Annotated in this window: 16 protein-coding genes, 1 pseudogene and 1 riboswitch; of the genes and pseudogenes, 6 read left to right on the top strand and 11 right to left on the bottom strand. The window is 39.8% G+C overall.

The features are described from left to right. Nucleotide 1 precedes the first annotated feature (1 nt). Genes ABOA58_RS11610 through ABOA58_RS11600 form a run of 3 tightly spaced genes read left to right on the top strand, consistent with a single transcriptional unit; the run spans nt 2 to nt 1,939 of the window. Entirely contained in the window at nt 2-313 is a 312-nt protein-coding gene (locus tag ABOA58_RS11610; protein ID WP_137018444.1) for an energy-coupling factor ABC transporter substrate-binding protein, read from the top strand. Next, entirely contained in the window at nt 300-1,076 is a 777-nt protein-coding gene (cbiQ, locus tag ABOA58_RS11605) for a cobalt ECF transporter T component CbiQ (protein WP_350302411.1), read from the top strand. Before ABOA58_RS11610 ends, cbiQ begins: the two co-directional genes overlap by 14 nt. A gap of 17 nt (nt 1,077-1,093) precedes the next feature. Beyond that, nucleotides 1,094-1,939 carry an energy-coupling factor ABC transporter ATP-binding protein gene (locus ABOA58_RS11600; RefSeq protein WP_350302410.1) on the top strand — a complete coding sequence of 282 codons (846 nt, stop codon included), beginning with the start codon at nt 1,094-1,096 and terminating at the stop codon, nt 1,937-1,939. Between the two features lie 103 nt (nt 1,940-2,042). Here the strand turns inward: ABOA58_RS11600 and ABOA58_RS11595 are convergent, their stop codons facing one another. From ABOA58_RS11595 to ABOA58_RS11550, 10 genes and pseudogenes are all read right to left on the bottom strand, one after another. Then, a complete protein-coding gene (locus ABOA58_RS11595) occupies nt 2,043-2,261 on the bottom strand; it encodes a YozQ family protein (protein WP_137018441.1) in 219 nt (72 codons plus the stop codon). Between the two features lie 168 nt (nt 2,262-2,429). Further along, nucleotides 2,430-3,857 (bottom strand): alanine/glycine:cation symporter family protein, encoded by a 1,428-nt coding sequence (locus ABOA58_RS11590; protein WP_350302409.1) that lies wholly within the window; start codon nt 3,855-3,857, stop codon nt 2,430-2,432. Nucleotides 3,858-4,236: 379 nt separating this feature from the next. Then, nucleotides 4,237-5,811 (bottom strand): class I adenylate-forming enzyme family protein, encoded by a 1,575-nt coding sequence (locus ABOA58_RS11585; RefSeq protein ID WP_350302408.1) that lies wholly within the window; start codon nt 5,809-5,811, stop codon nt 4,237-4,239. 26 nt (nt 5,812-5,837) lie between these two features. After that, nucleotides 5,838-7,010, bottom strand: coding sequence for an acyl-CoA dehydrogenase family protein (locus ABOA58_RS11580; protein ID WP_350302407.1), 1,173 nt, complete (start codon nt 7,008-7,010; stop codon nt 5,838-5,840). A 168-nt stretch (nt 7,011-7,178) separates the two neighbouring features. Next, entirely contained in the window at nt 7,179-8,084 is a 906-nt protein-coding gene (locus ABOA58_RS11575) for a LysR family transcriptional regulator (protein ID WP_350302406.1), read from the bottom strand. Nucleotides 8,085-8,202: 118 nt separating this feature from the next. Continuing rightward, a complete protein-coding gene (locus tag ABOA58_RS11570) occupies nt 8,203-9,441 on the bottom strand; it encodes an MFS transporter (protein ID WP_137018436.1) in 1,239 nt (412 codons plus the stop codon). 264 nt (nt 9,442-9,705) lie between these two features. After that, on the bottom strand, nt 9,706-11,697 hold the full coding sequence (locus ABOA58_RS11565) for an alkyl/aryl-sulfatase (protein WP_350302405.1): 1,992 nt from the start codon (nt 11,695-11,697) through the stop codon (nt 9,706-9,708). A gap of 358 nt (nt 11,698-12,055) precedes the next feature. Continuing rightward, nucleotides 12,056-12,523, bottom strand: a complete 468-nt coding sequence (locus ABOA58_RS11560; protein ID WP_350302404.1) for a DUF2975 domain-containing protein — start codon at nt 12,521-12,523, stop codon at nt 12,056-12,058. Between the two features lie 214 nt (nt 12,524-12,737). Then, nucleotides 12,738-13,033: pseudogene (locus ABOA58_RS27755) on the bottom strand (IS1595 family transposase); the annotation flags it as partial. A gap of 239 nt (nt 13,034-13,272) precedes the next feature. Continuing rightward, complete coding sequence (locus ABOA58_RS11550; protein ID WP_350302402.1) at nt 13,273-14,151, bottom strand: LysR family transcriptional regulator; 879 nt, start codon at nt 14,149-14,151, stop codon at nt 13,273-13,275. 244 nt (nt 14,152-14,395) lie between these two features. On the opposite strand from ABOA58_RS11550, the gene ABOA58_RS11545 reads away from it, so the two are divergent. Genes ABOA58_RS11545 through ABOA58_RS11535 form a run of 3 tightly spaced genes read left to right on the top strand, consistent with a single transcriptional unit; the run spans nt 14,396 to nt 15,939 of the window. Further along, the gene (locus ABOA58_RS11545; RefSeq protein WP_350302401.1) at nt 14,396-15,022 is read left to right on the top strand and encodes a chromate transporter; all 627 of its coding nucleotides are present in this window, start codon (nt 14,396-14,398) and stop codon (nt 15,020-15,022) included. A gap of 48 nt (nt 15,023-15,070) precedes the next feature. After that, entirely contained in the window at nt 15,071-15,616 is a 546-nt protein-coding gene (locus tag ABOA58_RS11540; protein WP_350302400.1) for a chromate transporter, read from the top strand. 59 nt (nt 15,617-15,675) lie between these two features. Beyond that, a complete protein-coding gene (locus ABOA58_RS11535; RefSeq protein ID WP_434547778.1) occupies nt 15,676-15,939 on the top strand; it encodes a transposase in 264 nt (87 codons plus the stop codon). Between the two features lie 171 nt (nt 15,940-16,110). Here ABOA58_RS11535 and ABOA58_RS11530 read toward each other — a convergent pair whose 3' ends face one another. Next, nucleotides 16,111-17,427 (bottom strand): Na+/H+ antiporter NhaC family protein, encoded by a 1,317-nt coding sequence (locus ABOA58_RS11530; protein WP_350302399.1) that lies wholly within the window; start codon nt 17,425-17,427, stop codon nt 16,111-16,113. 190 nt (nt 17,428-17,617) lie between these two features. Continuing rightward, nucleotides 17,618-17,725, bottom strand: a riboswitch (SAM riboswitch). Between the last annotated feature and the right edge of the window lie 229 nt (nt 17,726-17,954).

Here is a 17,954-nt window from a genome sequence, read left to right as displayed (position 1 = left end):
TATGAAAAAAAGTCTACTGCTGCTTTTCCTGGTTGTCATTCTTGCAACCATACCGTTAATCACCCAACAAGGAACGGAATTTGGCGGTGCCGACGGCGAAGCTGAGGAAGCCATCACTAAGATCCATCCGGAATACAAGCCATGGTTCAACAGTATTTGGGAGCCGCCAGGTGCAGAAACCGAAAGCTTATTATTTGCGCTTCAAGCTGCAATCGGAGCCGGTTTCATTGGATACTTCATTGGCGTGATGAGACAAAGGAATAAGCAAACCAAACAAGAATTGGCAGAAAAATCGAAGCATGTTACTCATTGATAAATATGCCTATTTCAATGGGCTAAAGGATGTACATCCGTTGGAAAAGATGGTTTTTGCACTTTCCCTTTTGCTGTTTTCGTTAACGGTAAGGGATATGGCCGTTTCGCTCATCACTTTTACGGTGATGAGCGCTTTAATCATTTTTGCGGCAAAAATCCCGCTTTCCTATTATCTTAAATTACTTCTATTGCCAGGATTTTTTATACTATCTGGAACAATTACCATCCTTTTTTCTTTCACAAGTAAATTTACATCGATATCGAATATATGGTGGTCCTGGAAGGTCGGGAACTGGCAAATATTCATAAGCGATGACAGCGTCGGTACAGTGGCCAATTTGATCACTGTCGTATTGGGCAGCATCAGCTGTTTATATTTCCTTACCTTAACTACACCCATTACCGTCATCCTATCCGTGCTGCGAAAATTTAAAGTGCCTTCCTTATTGATCGATTTAATAGAATTGACCTATCGCTTCATCTTTATTTTTTTAGATACAGCTTTGGCCATTCACCAAGCACAAGCTTCACGGTTGGGGTATGTTTCATTAAGGAAAGGCATACGTTCACTCGGATTACTAATCTCGTCTTTATTTTTAGGAGTATTGCAGCGCTCTGGGCAATTGACGATGGCCATGAACGCAAGAGGCTATCAGGAGAATCTTTCCTATATCGAGGATACTTATGCCTATTCCTCACGCAATTGGCTGATCGCGATTGCAATATTAGGAAGCTTAATCTTTATTAATGGATATTTGTAAATTGGAGGCAACCAACAATGGACGAGCATATTTTTCATATAGAAGGCCTCACCCATCAATTCGCAGATGGAACGTTCGCTTTAAACGATCTGTCGCTAACGATTCAACATGGTAAAAAGATTGCATTATTAGGCAATAATGGTGCCGGCAAATCGACTTTATTCCTCCATTTAAATGGTCTTTTACAACCTACAGCAGGAACAATCAGATTTAAGGGCAAGAAAATGAAATATGACCGTAAATCATTATTATCATTACGAAAGCAAGTCGGGATCGTTTTTCAAGATCCCGACTCGCAGCTCTTTTCCGCTAATGTACAACAGGATATATCGTTTGGACCGATGAATTTAGGATTGAATAGAATTAAGGTCCAGGAGAAAGTAAATTGGGCAATGGCCCAAACGGAAGTAACGGAACTGAAAGACAGACCTACCCATTTTTTGAGCCTTGGGCAAAAAAAACGTGTCGCCATTGCGGGGATACTCGCCATGGAACCCGATGTCTGGCTCTTGGACGAGCCTACCGCTGGATTGGATCCTTATTTCTCAAGACAGATCATGGCTCTGCTGGACAGTATCCATCACCCTGACAAAACGATTATCCTATCAACTCATGATGTTAATTTAGCTTATCAATGGGCTGATGAAGTCGTTGTCATGAACGATGGTAAGGTCATATACCAAGGGGACCCTATTTCCGTTTTCCATGATGAAGACGTTTTGCTGCAGGCACATCTGGAGAAACCGTGGGTTTTTGAAATGTTTCAGGCCCTTCTTCAATCAAGGAACCCTTCTGAAAGGGACTTTTTCCCAAGAACGAAGAAAGAATTGCTTCAAAAGTTGGAGACAGAAAGAATTTATTAATTATGTTTCCCCTAGCTCTTGTTTCATCAGAAGCTAGGGGAACTAACCGATTTATCAACAAAATAGCAGGCGATAATTCTTGTTCATAAAAAAACAAATTTTATTACCTTTCTTCTTTAGATCTTTCTTTTGCAATCTCAATATCTCTTCCGTTTACATCATCAATGACTGCCTTTATTTCGCCTTCCGCATAAGTATCGGAGACTTGTTCGTGAGTTCTGGCCAGTCCAGAGGATAATGGATCTTCCCGTTTATAATCGCTGACATCATATATTCTTCCGGCAACTTCTGAAGATTCATTTTTTGATTGCTTGCTATCCATTATTTTCACTCCTAGTTTTTAAATTATCATTGCGGTATTAAAGACAAAGGTATTTTGTGTAAAAAACGTAGCAATATTCAATAATGATGAAAAAAGGCAGGAAAAGACAAAAAAAAGCTTACAAGTACAATCCCCTTTCAAGGACTTACTTGTAAGCTTAATGAGAACTTAGGCCTCCTTCTTCACATCCACATTATCGGATGGGTCACCCCAGCATTCCACATTCTTCAAACCTTTAATATTGTTCACATGGAAGACTGGATTTTTCCCACTTTTCTTTTGCTTTTGATAATCCGCCAGTGCAGCAAAAGCGATCTTTCCAAGTAAAGCTATGGCGATCAGGTTGATAATGGCCATAAGGGCCATCAGCAAGTCAGCCAGTCCCCAAACAAAATCCAGTGATGCAAGCGAACCGAATATCACCATTCCTACGACTGCGATACGATAGACATTCAGCCAAACCTTATTTTCATTGATGAAGCCGATGTTCGACTCTCCATAATAATAGTTGCCAACAATCGAACTAAAGGCGAATAACAGTACGATAATGGCAAGGAAAATACCCGCCCAAGATCCCAATGCCGTACCGAGGGCATTTTGGGTAAGGACGATACCATCCGTTTCCTTCGATGTATAAAGACCTGAAAACAAAATGATGAAGGCTGTCGAACTGCAAATGATGAGCGTATCGACAAAAACACCTAGAGACTGAATGAGACCTTGCTTGACGGGATGACTGACATCAGCCGTCGCACCGGCATTTGGAGCACTACCCATCCCGGCTTCATTTGAAAATAGGCCGCGCTTGATTCCCTGCATCATGGCAGCTCCCAGTACTCCGCCAGCCACTTCTTTTATTCCATCAAATGCACTTTGAAAGATCAAAGCAAAGACACCAGGTAACTCGGTAATGTTAATTATGATGATAATCAATGCCACTATCACATAGGCTCCTGCCATGATCGGGACGATGACTTCAGAGACCTTTGCAACCATTTTGATCCCGCCAAAAATGATGACAGCCGTGACCATAGCCAAGATGATTGCCGTAACCCACTTTTCAATCCCAAACGATTCATTGAATGCGCTCGTAATCGTATTGGCTTGTACCGAGTTGAAAGCTAGTCCAAATGTAAGCGAAATCAACACAGCGAAAGTGATCCCCATCCAACGGGCATTCAATGCTTTTTCCATATAATACGCAGGACCGCCGCGGAATGCATCCCCATCCTTGACCTTATAGATTTGAGCAAGTGTACTTTCAATGAATGCGGAAGCAGATCCGATCAGTGCTATTAACCACATCCAGAAAACTGCTCCAGGTCCGCCTGTCGTGATCGCGATGGCAACACCTGCAAGGTTACCCGTTCCTACCCGCGATGCCGTGCTTATGCAAAATGCCTGAAAGGATGTTACACCTTTTTTATCCGCAGTGGCACCTTCTCCCAAAAGCCTGAACATTTCCCCTACCATTCTGAATTGGACAAACTTCGTGCGGATGCTAAAATAGAGACCCAATCCAACCAACATGATGATCAATATGGAAGACCATAACACATCATTTGTCTCACTAATAAATTTTCCTATGAATTCCATTAAAACAAACCCCTCTACTTAACTCTAATTATTATTATAAAAACATATACAACTATAATTTATTTCCCCATACATTGAGGACATAAACAAGTGAAGCCCATAAAAAAAGGAAAGTCCAGAATGAACCTCCAATACAATAATATATTATATCCTAACCCTCTATTTTTTTCATTCATGAATTGATATTTCAGTATCATTTCCTTTATAGTGTTTATCTCTATTCATGTAACATTCACTGCAACGTTAATTACATTCATATTCCAAATACACCTTGGATATAGTACAAAAAGGCCTCACACGTCCTGATCCCAGGTTAACGTGCGAGGCCTTTTTTGCATTCCTCTGCTCTATCTTATATTTGCTATAGGCCTTAATGTTGCTAGATGGTTAGAATACCTTGTGCAAACATCTTTCTTAATTCTTTCTTATCTATTTTTCCAATCGGCGTTAATGGGAACTTATCAAGAAAATAGGCTACTTTAGGAACCATATACTTAGAGGTTCTTTGTTTGCAGAAATCAATTAATTCCTCACTAGTACAGTTCGAACCATCTCGCGGTGATACCACGACACACACTACTTCTCCCCAATCTGGATGAGGAACGCCTATGCAAGCGCTTAATGCAACGGAAGGGTGCTGGTTCACCACTCGCTCCACTTCTGAAGAATATACGTTCATCCCGCCCGTAATGATCATATCTTTCTTCCTATCCACAATATAAAGGTAACCGCTTTCATCCCATTTACCAATATCCCCAGTGTAGAACCAGCCATCACGGATGTATTCTTGGGTAAGATCCGGTCTTTGATAATAGCCTACCATCATTGCTGGTGATTTTACGATAATTTCTCCAAGCTCGGTTGGTTTTACATCATTTCCATCTTCATCAATCAGTCGAACTTCTGTAAGAATGCACGGTTTCCCACAGCTTTTCAAAATTTCCGAATTGTTATGATAAGCCCATACATGAGCGCTCTTCGATAGTCTGGTAATGACAATATTGCATTCTGTCATGCCGTATTGCTGGCGCATGATAGGCCCGAATACTTCAAAAGCTTCTTTAAGGCGCTTTTGAGAAATTGGTGACGCGCCGTAGAAGATATTGCGCATGGAGCTCATATCATATTCCATCTTCTTTGTCTGATCAAGGAGCCTGTATAACATGGTCGGTACCATGAATGTCGTCGTGATTTTATGTTCCCTTATCGCCTGTATGAATGCTGCAGCGTCGAATGAGCCCATCACATAGACATGGACGCCCGAAACAAGGGATCTCCAAAGTAATGAACCCGCTGAATGCACAATGGGCGTACTTAGCAATACCCGGTCACGGTCGTCCAGCGGGTCTTCGATAGCTGCAGAAAGTATGGCGGCGCCGAGTCCTTTCTGGGAATGCATGACGCCTTTGGGTGTACCCGTTGTCCCGCCTGTATATGACAGAAGTGCAATGTCATCTTCTTCAGCTAATGGCAAGTCTAGATTATTAATTTCGCCAGGCCATTGAAACGATTCAAACTCCTCCGGATAATTAATATGAAAGCCTGGGAGCCCAATGACATGGACATCTTCCTTCTTCATTTCTTCCAAATACTCAAAGAAGGTGTCAAAGTGTGTCTGTGTAGCTATTATGACCACTTCTGGTTTTGCTTCCTTTAAAATGAATTGTATTTCTCGTTTCCCCAGTTTTTCACTTAATGGGACCAAGGTGGCTCCGCATTGCTGGATGGCCAAACCAAACATCACACTTTCCAAACTGTTTGGAATGATGGTCGCTATGCGGACACCCCTTCCTGCACCTAAACGAAGTAGATAAGAAGTGATAAGTTCTGTTTTCTTCCATAACTCGTCGTAGGTTATCGTTTCTCCGGCTGGCAACAAGGTAATAGCCGGCAGTTCGCCGAATCGTTTTATTCCTTTATTCAACAGTGACTGAAATGTCAACTTATGCAGCATGTATATTTCCTCCCTCGAAAAAGGATTTACCCCTTTAATAATGCTTTAGCAATTGTATTTTTTTGAATTTCTGAGGTTCCGCTCAGAATCCGATACATCCGAGCACTCCTGTACATTTTTTCTACTGGATGCCCTTTTACCAAGCCTTTGGAGCCAAAGATTTGGACAGCCTTGTCAGCCACACGGCAATTTACTTCTGAAGCAAACAGCTTAGCCATGGACGTGCCGGCTCGATCCTCTTTTCCTTGATCAATTTTTTCAACCACATCATAGACCATGCACTTTGCGGCATAGATTTCCGTCGCCATATCTGCGAGCATATGCTGAATTGCCTGGAAGTCACCGATGGGCCGGCCATGTTGGACTCGCGTTTTGGCATGTTCAATAGATAGATCGAGAAGGTGTTGAGCCATACCGACAAAGCCGGCGGCATGAGAAGCGCGATTTGTGTTTATTCTTTTCAATCCGAGCAGCAACCCTTTTCCTGGTTCTCCGATTATATTGGCGGCAGGCACTCGACATTGATTGAAATTCAATTCAGCATGTATGCGTTCACCTGATAGCGGAACTTGAATGTCTCCTAGTTCAAACCCCGGATGTTGGGGTGTTTTTTTATCAACTAGGAAAGCAGTGATTCTTTCTTTTTCTCCATTCCGGGATTCTTTCGCTATGACAATGGCAAAATCAGCGTAGGGGGCAGCACTGATAAAATGTTTTTTTCCGTTTAATATATAATCATTTCCGTCTTTAACGGCTGTTGTTTCGATAGCAAAGGCATCCGAACCGGCATTGGGTTCTGTAAGGGCAAAGCAGCAGCTCGCTTCTCCCGTCACAACGGGCATCACATATTTTTCTATTTGCTCCGGTGTAAAACTTTCCAACATCTGACCAATTCTTAGCGGCCCGCCAATCTCGCCGATAACCTGCCCCCATAAAACCGCTCCGGAACGGGCCAATTCTTCCTTGAACATGCATAAGCCTTTTAAACTAACATCCTGTCCACCATATGTTTCAGGGAGATTAATTCCGTAAAATCCTAATTCCCTGGATCGTTTCCTTGCCCATTTTATGGATTCCATCGGGATATCCTCTTCAGCGTTCAATCCATGCTCCTGTTCATATGGAAGCAATTCATTTTGGATGAAATCCTGCAACTTTGTTTGAAGTACCTCTAATTTCTCTTCCTGGGTCGTTACCATAAGTTTCCCCTTTCGATTTTTATTTCCTTTGAACTTTTTAAATATTTAAAATGTTATAATATTAATTTTAAATGTAAATAATATTTAAGTAAAATAAGGATATATGATATAAATATAAAAAATATTGATGTAAATAAAAAAATATTAGTTCCCTATCATTATAGGAAACTAATATTTAAGAGTAGTATAGAAATCGAGACATTTAATAAACTCCCTAGCAGCTTTTGAAAAATACTGCTTCTTAGAGCGAACGTAACCGAATTCCATTGTATTATTTTCCAGCTCCACCAATGGAATGGCCACAAGTTCCCCGCTTAGGAAATAGGGGTCGCTGTTAACTCCAACATCATAAGAAAAGGCAATCGCTAATCCCTCAGCGACGGTTTTTTTGATGATCTCTGTATTATTTGTGAAAAACAAAATATTCATCTCACCGTAATGATCAAAAAAACCTTTAATGAACGACTTCATTCTTGGTCCATTGTAAATGACCAAATTTTGGTCCATTAGCTCTTTTGGGGTTATGCTTTTACGGTTCACTAAAGGGGAGTTTTTACTGACCATCACAATCACTTTAGCTTCCATCAAAGGTTGGAATTCCAACTCAATTTCTTTTGGTTTAACCTTTGGGATATTCAATAGCCCGATGTCTATCTTACCATTCAGTACTTCTTCGGTTATCTCTTGTCCCCCTTTTTCTTCAATGACAATTTTCACCTCGGGATACTTCTTCTTAAATAAGGCCAAGGATTTAGGCAAAACCGTTAGAAATAAACCTTGTGTTGATGATAGGCGTAACTCTTTTTCCATCGTATCTGAATGTATTTGGGCACTGTCTCTTATTTCTTCCAATTTGCTTAATACTTCAAGAGCTTTCTGGATGATTTCCTTTCCGTCTTCTGTAGGTATGGTTCCTAACCTTGACCGCTTGAAGATTTTTATACCTAATTCCTTCTCCAAACTCGTAATGGCCATACTGATTCCAGATTGGGAGATATGGAGGCTTTCTGAAGCCATGGAAATCGAGTTAACCTCGGCTACCTTGATGATATATTCCAATTGTTCAATATTCATGATTCATTCTCCTTCTAGCCTATTACTAATATCATACCTCGAACAGAAAGCCCTTTCAATTTTAGAGAAGTGGATTCAGGACACTTCAAACTGTCTCCTCAAAAGCAGAATGCCAGTTTTATATAATTGTAGTTGTTTTTTCGTATTCTTTAGCGGGTTGTGCCTGATTATTTTTAATAGATACGGCAACAATCGTTCCCAATAACGCTATTATCACCAAAAACAGGAAAGCGGCATTATAGGAGTCATTAAACAAACTGATAATCAAACCGAGGGCTAAAGGAGAAACCGCACCTGCAATTTGACCGGCAAAAGTTACGAGTCCGGAGGCAGACCCCGTTAGTTCCTTTGGTGAGTATTTGATGATGATCGTATAAAGAACCGTTCCAAAGAAAGACAGTGCTACGGAGTTGAGAGTGAGATAAGTGATGATAAGAGCTATAGACGTGGCGTTAGACATTAAAAAGAGAAAAATTGCCGATAATAAAGCGCCTGCAGCGGCAAGATACTTCTCCCGGTTAGCCATATGCTTATCCAGAAGCCACCCGCTTACATTAAACATCAAGAAACCAAAAATATAAGGGATTGCCAATAAACCTCCTGCGGCTATTAAATCCACCCCTTTTTCTTTAACCAAATATATAGGCATCCAAGTGATCAGACCATAGTTGATAATATTTGATATAAACTTGAATGTTATGAGTTTCCAAATATTTTCGATTTTAAATAACAGTTTCAGAGCAACCTTTTTTTGTTTCGGTTTGTCTTTTTTAACCTCTTGATTTCCTTGAGGCTTAAGAATGAACCAAATTCCGAAAGAAGCTAATATCCCTAGAATTCCGGCAATGGTAAACATGCCCCGCCAACCGAATGCCACCACCATGGAAGCGGCAAGTGCAGTACCTAATATCCCGCCAATATTTTGGGCAGACAGGAAAAACGAATTTGCCCGGCCCCGTTCTTCTTCCGGGAAGTTATCTCTTATAGTGGACATACTGGCAGGATAGAAAGGCCCTTCACCCAACCCGAACAGAAAACGGATGAATAATAAAGACATAAATGACCAAGCAAACCCAGTCATTACAGTGAACAAGGACCAGCTAAACAAAGAAACAGTAACCATGACTCTGGCGCCATACTTATCGGTCATCCATCCACCAAGCGGTTGCATGAGTGAGTAGCTAACAAAAAATATACTAATTAAAATACCTGTCTGGGACGTATTGAGATGAAACTCATCTGCAATAGGAATAATCCCGACATTTATGGCAACGCGATCAAAAAAACTTAAAATCATTCCAACAAATAAAAGGCCGCTAATCATTATTTTTCGTTTCTTACTTGCATATAACTGCATTCCCCATCACTCCATTTTTTTATATTCTCACAAAAGCTCAGCTACATAGGAAGCGCTTACAATTCCTTTCGAATTACAAAACTTGAAATTTTCTTTTTACGGTTATTGACTTTTGTTCTGTAACTATTAGGAGCGTTTTAAAGAAAATTAAAAACGAAACAGGATGCCTACAGGCTTAATTAATACATTCAAACCCACGAGACTACTAAGTAGACTCGTGGGTAACCGATCCATCCTGGTTTCAGAATATGAAGTGGTTGATTATCACGGAGTTACGATATTAACCTTTGGTTGGAATTGATCCAGCAAAGTCAGGAAATTTTCAAACTGTTTTTTATCACCGGAAATGGAAACTTTACCGGCTGCTTCCATTTTGGATAAACCTTCACGTCCCAGAGCAATCTGATAGAAAGTTATTCTATCTAATGTTAATGTTGTATCAGGGTTGGACGCCATTTTCCCTTTTTTGAAGTTCAATACAGAATTATTCAGATATATCGTGTAATTGGTTTTCGAATCTGTAAATGTCAAATTGAATGTCATATTTTTATTTTCCGCTTTTATTCCGTTTAATTTAATGGACAAGAATTTCAGAAAATCATCCATTGGCATATTGAGCAGCGTATCGAGATTCATCATTCCGCCACTTCCCTTCGAGTCTGCCACACCATTCCTTAACTCATCTGCGCCGGTAAGATAGAAATTACGCCACACAGAAGATTCAGCTGTGTATCCTAATTGCTCATAAGCTTTTGCCAATAAATTTTTTGCTTCTGTATTTTTCGGGTTGGCCATGACGACATGCTTTAAGACTTGAGCCACCCAGCGATATTCCCCTTTTTTATAATCAAGTTTTGCCTGTTTAATGACCTTCTTTTCCCCACCCATATATTGTACATATTTAGCGCCCGATTCCTCTTGTGGTAATGGATCCAAGTCGGATGGATTACCATTGAAATATCCTAAATAAAAGTTGTACACCGCTTTTACGTTGTGTTTCAATGTTCCGTAATACCCCCGATTGGCCCAGACTTTATCCAACTTTTCAGGAAGCTTTAACTCTTCCGCGATTTCATCCGGTGTAAGACCTAAATTAGCTAATCGTATGGTTTGGTCATGAATATATTTGTACAAATCACGCTGACTTTCCAACTGCTCCAGAACATTGTCCCTTCCCCATATGGGCCATGTATGGGCCGTAACCATAGCATCTATATCTTCGTTTCCAAACAGATCAACTGTTTCCTCAAGTGCTTTCACCCATTTTAAGGTATCTCTGGTTTTAGCTCCCCTTAATGTATAAATATTATGTAACGTGTGTCCGGTGTTTTCCGCTACCACTAAAGTTTTGTAATCATTGATATAATAATGCATTTCAGATGGAGCTTCCGAATCCGGCGTCAATAAAAATTTAAATGTTATTCCGTCTATTTCCACCGTTTGAATATCATCCTTCACTTCCATTGTTGGAGGTAAATAGCTAAAAGTTCCGTTACTTAATCCAGGTCCGATACCAGAAGTAACAAATCCCCTTTCATTAGCGGGTAAAAGATTTCCAAACATATAACCTGCACGGCGAGACATTATATTGCCTAAAAGAATGTTTTCACTTAGCGCTTCATCGTTAAAACCTGCTGGGACAATAATCGGCACCTTAGCTGGATTTTCAGCATATTGAGCAATGCCTTTCATACCACCGAAGTGATCCGCATGACTGTGACTAATAACAATTGCACTTACTGGGTTTTTGGGCCGATGTTCAAAATAAAGCTCCATGGCTGCTTTGGCCGTTTCAATAGTAGAAAGTGTATCCAAAACTATTAATCCTGTTTTTCCTTCCACAATGGTAAGCACTGATAAATCCTGGCCCCGAACTTGATAAACGCCATCCACCACTTTAAATAAGCCTGCTATATTTTGCAATTGAGCCTGTCTCCACAAGCTTGGGTTAACAGTAAAGCTTGCCGGCTGATCTTCTTTGATGAATGAATATCGATTACTATCCCATATCACGTCACCTTTTGAATTTTTAATTGGACTCATATTCAAAGGCGCAATGAATCCTTTATGTGCATTCTTGAAATCTTCCTTATCTTTAAAATTCAACTGTTCATAAAAAGCCTTATTTGCTGAAATTGTTGCATCTGTCGCCGGCATCGGCTCATCTGACGCAGCCTTTGTAACAGAAGACCCTGCCAGTAAAACAAAAACAATGGGAACGGATACAATTCCTTTAATAATAGATGCTTTGGACATTTCATACCCCTTTCTAAGTAGATATCATTTCTATTTTACGAATGTTGAAGCATATTTTTTAGATTTTTTTGAATAATATGAATTTATTTTATAATTAATTTGCCTTTAAGTATATTTCCTATTTCTAATGGTAACTTCAATTTTATTTATATAAAGGCTATGTTAAATTCTAATGTTGATATTAGAACATAAGAAAACCGCCTTGGTGAAAAGGCGGTTCATTGAACTATCGTCCCCGTAGTTAAATAAATTAGTTGTGTTTGTTTTTATTGAGTGTCTTCGTCGCTTTTGTACTCCAAAAATCACCTGGCTGACAATCCAAAGTCTTACATATCCGTTAATCATTCATTTTTTGACATTATATCTGGGCATTTTTTAATGGCTTTTGAAGTGCGTCCACAATGGCTGCGATGATACTTGTTGCTAAAATACCCATTAGACATAATGATGTAGGACCCGCTGCATCATCACTACCTGTAACTTTAGCAAGCACCCTTAAGCTTACTATTCCTAACAAAATGAGGAAAATGACTGTAAAAGTACATTTCTTTATAATCTTCAAAGATTTAAGGGATAATTCAGAGAAAGCATTGTTCTTTTCGATGTAGGTTAATAGTTTATATGCTTGATACAACGCAACAGAAAACGCAATACATAATCCGTATGCACATACTAAAAAGGGGATTAGGAAGTAAGCCGTATCTGGATGTACCCTTGCATCTCTAACGGCTATCTCAGGCAACCAGATACACAAAGCAAGCACTGCAATTCCAGCCAGAAAAATAATTACCTTTAAGAAAGTCGTTGAACCTCGTTTAACATTCATTTAAAACACCTCACTTATTTAATGACAACATGATTTTAGCATATTATTTATTGTATTACAGTAAATTTATATTGTTTTTATTTATATTATTATTGTTATTGAAATATCTCTTTAATTTTGACAAAAATAAAAAGCACTTCTCATTACAAAGAAATGCTCTTACTTTAAAATGTTAAATTTACAACTTGTTCAACAAAACTGCCCGTTTAGATTTATGTGGTCTTCTGGTGCGTTGAAGAGGCGTGTTTGTGAGGTCATTGAAGGTTTGATGGCAGGCTTTACAGCTGTAACGCTGCTGTTTCACATCTCCAGCACATGTTTTGATAACGTATTTACCAAATCGCACAGTGGGCAGACAAGACTAGCTTAATGCTTTTGTACCTGGATTTCATCAATTGCACGAATAGGAGCCGACATCGGTTTCGTTCGAGACTGCAAGAAATATACAATTTGCTGTTTACCGCTTTCATTTAATGCATTGGCGAGCTTCTTTATTTCCTTTAACTCCACGCTATATCATCTCCGAACCATCATTATATCTTTTATTATGCCCATTAATCCCTTTGTTTGTCTAACCGAAGGCTGAACAACCAAATACAAAATGCCCCTCCCGGTTGGGAAGAGCTTTTATAATCAATGCGGTATATTCAATTTACCATGACTTTTGCTTGCTGCCGGGGCCACGCCATTAACCACAAAACTGAAAACGCTGCCAAATTGTAATGGTAAACGAAGGTAGCTTTCATTCCTTATCGAAGAAAATCAACAAATTTAGACACCCCTATTTTATTAAAACGCTTGTTTTTCCTGACTAGCCATAAATTTCTTGCCATATCTATTCTGTATATATCCACTTCCTGCAAAAAGCCTTGCTCCAATTCTCTAGCCACTGTCAACCTTGGCAAAATGCTGATTCCAAGTCCAGCTTCAACCGCACTTTTTATCGCTTGTGTACTGCCAATCTCCATGTAGCTTTCTATTTTTTCTAAAACCCCATGCTCCCTTAACATGTTTTCTACGATAAGCCGTGTTCCGGAAATGGATTCACGCCAAATCATCCTTTCATTTCCCAATTCCTCTAGCTGAATTTCTTTTCTGTCTTTCCATGGGTGGTCGGATGGACATACCAATATCAATTCGTCTTCGGCGAACTTGTCTACAATGAAATCGGTGTTTTCCACAAGTCCTTCCACCAAGGCCAAATCAATGACATCGTTTGAAAGATCCTCCAGAACCCGGGGGGTATTTTTTATCGTCAATGTCACTTTTATTTCTGGCTGTTGTTTTTTGAATCTCCCAAGCAAGCTCGGCAACAAATACTCACCGATAGTCAAGGAAGCCCCTACTATGAGATTTGCATTGTACTTCCCCGTCGATTGCTGAATCACTTCTTTTGAATGGTTGAAGTCATTTACTATGGCTTTTGCAAAGGGGTATAACAGCTTTCCTGCTTCTGTAACTCTCAGCCTTCCTTCCTCACGGTCGAATAACAAAGTGTTATAATAATTTTCCAGTTGATGGATCTGCCGTGTTACAGCGGGCTGTGATAGGAAACTTAACCTCGCTGCCTGGCTTATACTTCCTTCATCCACCACTAAACAAAACATTTTCAGATTTTCCAATTTCAAGAAAACGACCTCCATGTTTTTAGATAGTTTATTAAAATGATAGCATCATTAGGTAAATGGTGAAATGAAAATAGTGTGATACATTCCAAGGCTATTAATTATTGGCGGCATTCTTTATAAAACGGATAAATCTTCTGGGTATAACGTTTTGTTATACCCGATGATTTTGTTGCAATTTACCCAGCCCTTTTTCTTTGATATGTTAATGATAAGAATTAAGCAAAGCATGCAAAGGAAGTGACTGATGTCAATGAAAGGACAATGGAAAATTATATTCCAATTATTTTGGACCTTTTTTAAAATAGCACCTGTCACATTCGGAGGCGGGTTTGCGATGATCCCTTTAATCGAAAAAGAAGTGGTCGAAAAGAGAAAATGGATGAAAAGCGAAGAAGTTACGGATGTTTTTGCATTATCTCAGTCCGTACCGGGAGCTGTCGCCATCAACTCCGCCACCTTTATCGGCCATCGGATTGCCGGAATGAAGGGGGCAATGGCAGCCATGATCGGTGTTTCATTACCTACCTTTTTAATTGTTCTGCTCCTAGGCATTTTGTATTTTTTCATTCATGATAACCCGAAGATAGAATCCGCATTCGTATCGATCAGAGCTTCCATAGTAGCCATCATCGCCTATGCGGCTATCAAGATTGGAAAAACGGCTATTGTAGACAAAACAACTTTCTGTATTTTAATAGTAGGAATTCCAGTCCTTTTCTTTCTGCACCCTGTGATGGTTATATTAGCAGGAGCTGTAGCTGGTATTGTGACCATCTCCATTAAGAGAAAATTAGGTTACGATGTTAAGATGGACAGAAATAAAGGAAATGAAGAAGATGTTTTCGAACCTTTCATGGGTGCTGGCATATAAGTATATCAAAAAAGGGTCTAACTAATTTTCAAGAAAGTGTGTGATAGAATGATGGAATTGTGGGAGTTGTTTAGCACCTTCTTTATTATCGGCTTTGTATCGTTTGGAGGCGGATACGCCATGATTCCCGTAATAGAATCGGAAGTCTCACAGCATGGATGGATGACGACGCAGCAATTTACTGATATCATCGCCATTTCCGGGATGTCCCCAGGACCTGTCACTGCCAATAGTGCCATTCTCGTTGGCTATTCGACTGCTGGATACGCAGGAGCCATATCATCTGCTTTCGGAATCTTGCTTCCTGCTATTATATTCGTAACCGTTATAGCCACCTTCTTCAGCAAATTGAATCATTATCCAGTTATTCAATCCATGTTCTATGGACTAAGACCCATTGTCACTAGTTTAATCCTCTTTGCAGCGATCAGCTTTGCACTTTCCAATCATATGATAGCGCTGAACTTTTCATGGCATACGATAAGCTTATTACTCGTTTTTGGATTATCGTTATTTGCCTTAATGAAATTACGTTGGCACCCAGCCTATGTAATTATTCTTTCTGGTTTAGTTGGAATCGTCCTCTATTCATGACAAATGTCCACCACACAACCATTATCTATATGGACTGGAATTAAGCAGTTATTTTGGTTATGAAAATAATTGTTTACCAAAAGCTTAGTTCAGAGATAGGAAGCCCAAGTATTGATCTAGTTATTTTAGTTAAACTGACATTCATTCAATATACCTTCGGTATTCGTTCCATGCGTGAAACGATTGAGCGTGTATTCCCAGATGCAAAAGAAAAGCATGGTATGCGTTGGACTACTTTAAGGGGACTTAAAAAATTGTCGATGCAAGCTATGCTTACTTTCGCTGCCATTAATTTAAAGAAGATGGCTACGTGGACATGGTAAGGCCCTAAAATGGCTTAACATAGTGGCTCGAAAATCTCTTAACCTTTGGTCAAAATTTCAATGGAATTTTAAAAGGGATTCGGAATTTTTTAATTCCGAACCCCTTTTGTCTACAAACTGAGAAAACACCCTGTATCCAATGATTCAGGGTGTTTTCTTATTATTCTCTTTTTAAGAAGTATGTTTTTTCGTTTCATCATTTCCCGGCTGAAACCGTGGAAAACCAATCAGGATGGCAATGACGCCACAAAGTCCAATTAGTATTGGGTAATATGAATACTGCAAGATGCTTATTGGTGAAATCTTTGCTACCCCTGCTGCAACCAGCAGTTGTGCTCCATATGGTATCAACCCTTGGATACAACATGCAAATATGTCAAGCAAGCTCGCTGATTTACGCGGATCAATCCCATACTTTTCAGCGATATTTTTGGCAAGTGGCCCGGCAATGATAATCGAAATCGTGTTATTTGCCGTTGAAAGGTTTGTCAAACCAACAAGCCCGGCAATGCTGAATTCCGCCCCTTTTTTTGATTTGCTATTTCGGGTCACTAGGTGGAGTAGATAATCGATGCCACCATTATGTTTGATTACAGCTACCATACCTGCAATTAAAATGGCAAGGAAGGAGATTTCATACATTCCCGCCATTCCTTCTCCAACTTTTTGAATGACACCCAACGGTTGATAACTTCCATCAGCCAAGCCGATAATTCCGGCAAATACGATTCCGATGGAAAGGACCAAGAACACATTGACTCCTGCCAATGCAGTGATCAATACGCAAAGATATGGAAGAATCTTCACCCAATCATAAGACTGTTGGGAGATGTCGGCTTGTTCGCCCATCGTTAAAATTCCTAGGATGACACATGTGATGATGGCAGCAGGTAAAACGATGAAAAAATTCACTTTAAACTTATCCTTCATTTTCGTTCCTTGAGTTCGAACTGCAGCGATTGTCGTATCTGAAATGAAGGAAAGGTTATCCCCAAACATTGCACCACCAATAACGGCCGCCATTGATAGGGCAAGCGAAATATCTGTTTGCTCACTAATCCCAACCCCGATAGGTGCCAGTGCAACAATCGTTCCCATGCTTGTCCCCATTGATAAAGAAATAAAACAAGCGATGATGAAAATCCCTACCATTAATAGATTTTGCGGAAAAACAGCTAAGGCAAGATTCACTGTTGATTCAACTGCCCCCATGCCATTGGCAACTTCGGCAAAAGCCCCGGCCAAAAGGAAAATGATAACCATTAACATAATATTGGCGTCCCCGGCACCTTTACAGAAGATATCAACCTTTTCATTGAATGTCTCTTTCCGATTCATCGCCAATGCAGCTGCCGATGCAATGGAAATCGCTACAATCACCGGAAATGAATAAAAATCTTTAGTGATGATTCCGGACCCTATAAATAAAATTAAAAATACGACAAACGGGATCAATGCCCATGGATTCCCTTTATTGTTTGCACTCATGATGTACACCTCTTTTTATTTTTCCCGCGACATTTGTCACAGCTCTTATTCTATTAACAGTTTTCGCAAATAACTCCAATTTGAACCTACCTGATTATCCAGTCATGGAGCTATAGCAAAAAAACTGGCATAAAAAAGACCCCTTCTATTTAACAACAAGAAGAGGTCTTTTAATTTATAAAAAACACCCTTCTTATCTTTCAGGCGAAAATCAGCCTGCTGGATTTGGCACAGCACTCCATTTAAGTCCGCTGCCGAGACATCTTCGGGCCAGTCCCTCCGTCTCTCTTGATAAGAAGATTACATTATATAATTTATCAAAAATTACGATGCCTGCCAGAAAAGTACCACGCTGGAAACTTGCCTGAGTTCGTGACATCGAAAGTCGTTTTGAAAAGCAAATATAACAGTACAGCATTTTGTCTATTTTCGCAAGGTTAATTTTAAATTATTTTACATGGACTCCTTACTGATTATAAAGAGATCTTGACATTTGCAGTTAATCAGTTATTTTCATTTATCGGGAC

It is taken from the genome of Peribacillus frigoritolerans, from assembly GCF_040250305.1.
Classification (GTDB): Bacteria; Bacillota; Bacilli; order Bacillales; family DSM-1321; genus Peribacillus.
Note: the sequence above shows the minus strand (reverse complement) of the source record. Positions and strands in the feature narration are given on the sequence as shown.

What these genes read in the sequence shown, in the direction of transcription:
- ABOA58_RS11610 (WP_137018444.1), top strand. Translation starts at nt 2, where the DNA reads ATGAAAAAAAGTCTACTGCTGCTTTTCCTGGTTGTCATTCTTGCAACC.
- cbiQ (WP_350302411.1), top strand. Translation starts at nt 300, where the DNA reads ATGTTACTCATTGATAAATATGCCTATTTCAATGGGCTAAAGGATGTA.
- ABOA58_RS11600 (WP_350302410.1), top strand. Translation starts at nt 1,094, where the DNA reads ATGGACGAGCATATTTTTCATATAGAAGGCCTCACCCATCAATTCGCA.
- ABOA58_RS11595 (WP_137018441.1), bottom strand. Translation starts at nt 2,261, where the DNA reads ATGGATAGCAAGCAATCAAAAAATGAATCTTCAGAAGTTGCCGGAAGA.
- ABOA58_RS11590 (WP_350302409.1), bottom strand. Translation starts at nt 3,857, where the DNA reads ATGGAATTCATAGGAAAATTTATTAGTGAGACAAATGATGTGTTATGG.
- ABOA58_RS11585 (WP_350302408.1), bottom strand. Translation starts at nt 5,811, where the DNA reads ATGCTGCATAAGTTGACATTTCAGTCACTGTTGAATAAAGGAATAAAA.
- ABOA58_RS11580 (WP_350302407.1), bottom strand. Translation starts at nt 7,010, where the DNA reads ATGGTAACGACCCAGGAAGAGAAATTAGAGGTACTTCAAACAAAGTTG.
- ABOA58_RS11575 (WP_350302406.1), bottom strand. Translation starts at nt 8,084, where the DNA reads ATGAATATTGAACAATTGGAATATATCATCAAGGTAGCCGAGGTTAAC.
- ABOA58_RS11570 (WP_137018436.1), bottom strand. Translation starts at nt 9,441, where the DNA reads ATGCAGTTATATGCAAGTAAGAAACGAAAAATAATGATTAGCGGCCTT.
- ABOA58_RS11565 (WP_350302405.1), bottom strand. Translation starts at nt 11,697, where the DNA reads ATGTCCAAAGCATCTATTATTAAAGGAATTGTATCCGTTCCCATTGTT.
- ABOA58_RS11560 (WP_350302404.1), bottom strand. Translation starts at nt 12,523, where the DNA reads ATGAATGTTAAACGAGGTTCAACGACTTTCTTAAAGGTAATTATTTTT.
- ABOA58_RS11545 (WP_350302401.1), top strand. Translation starts at nt 14,396, where the DNA reads ATGTCAATGAAAGGACAATGGAAAATTATATTCCAATTATTTTGGACC.
- ABOA58_RS11540 (WP_350302400.1), top strand. Translation starts at nt 15,071, where the DNA reads ATGATGGAATTGTGGGAGTTGTTTAGCACCTTCTTTATTATCGGCTTT.
- ABOA58_RS11535 (WP_434547778.1), top strand. Translation starts at nt 15,676, where the DNA reads ATGAAAATAATTGTTTACCAAAAGCTTAGTTCAGAGATAGGAAGCCCA.
- ABOA58_RS11530 (WP_350302399.1), bottom strand. Translation starts at nt 17,427, where the DNA reads ATGAGTGCAAACAATAAAGGGAATCCATGGGCATTGATCCCGTTTGTC.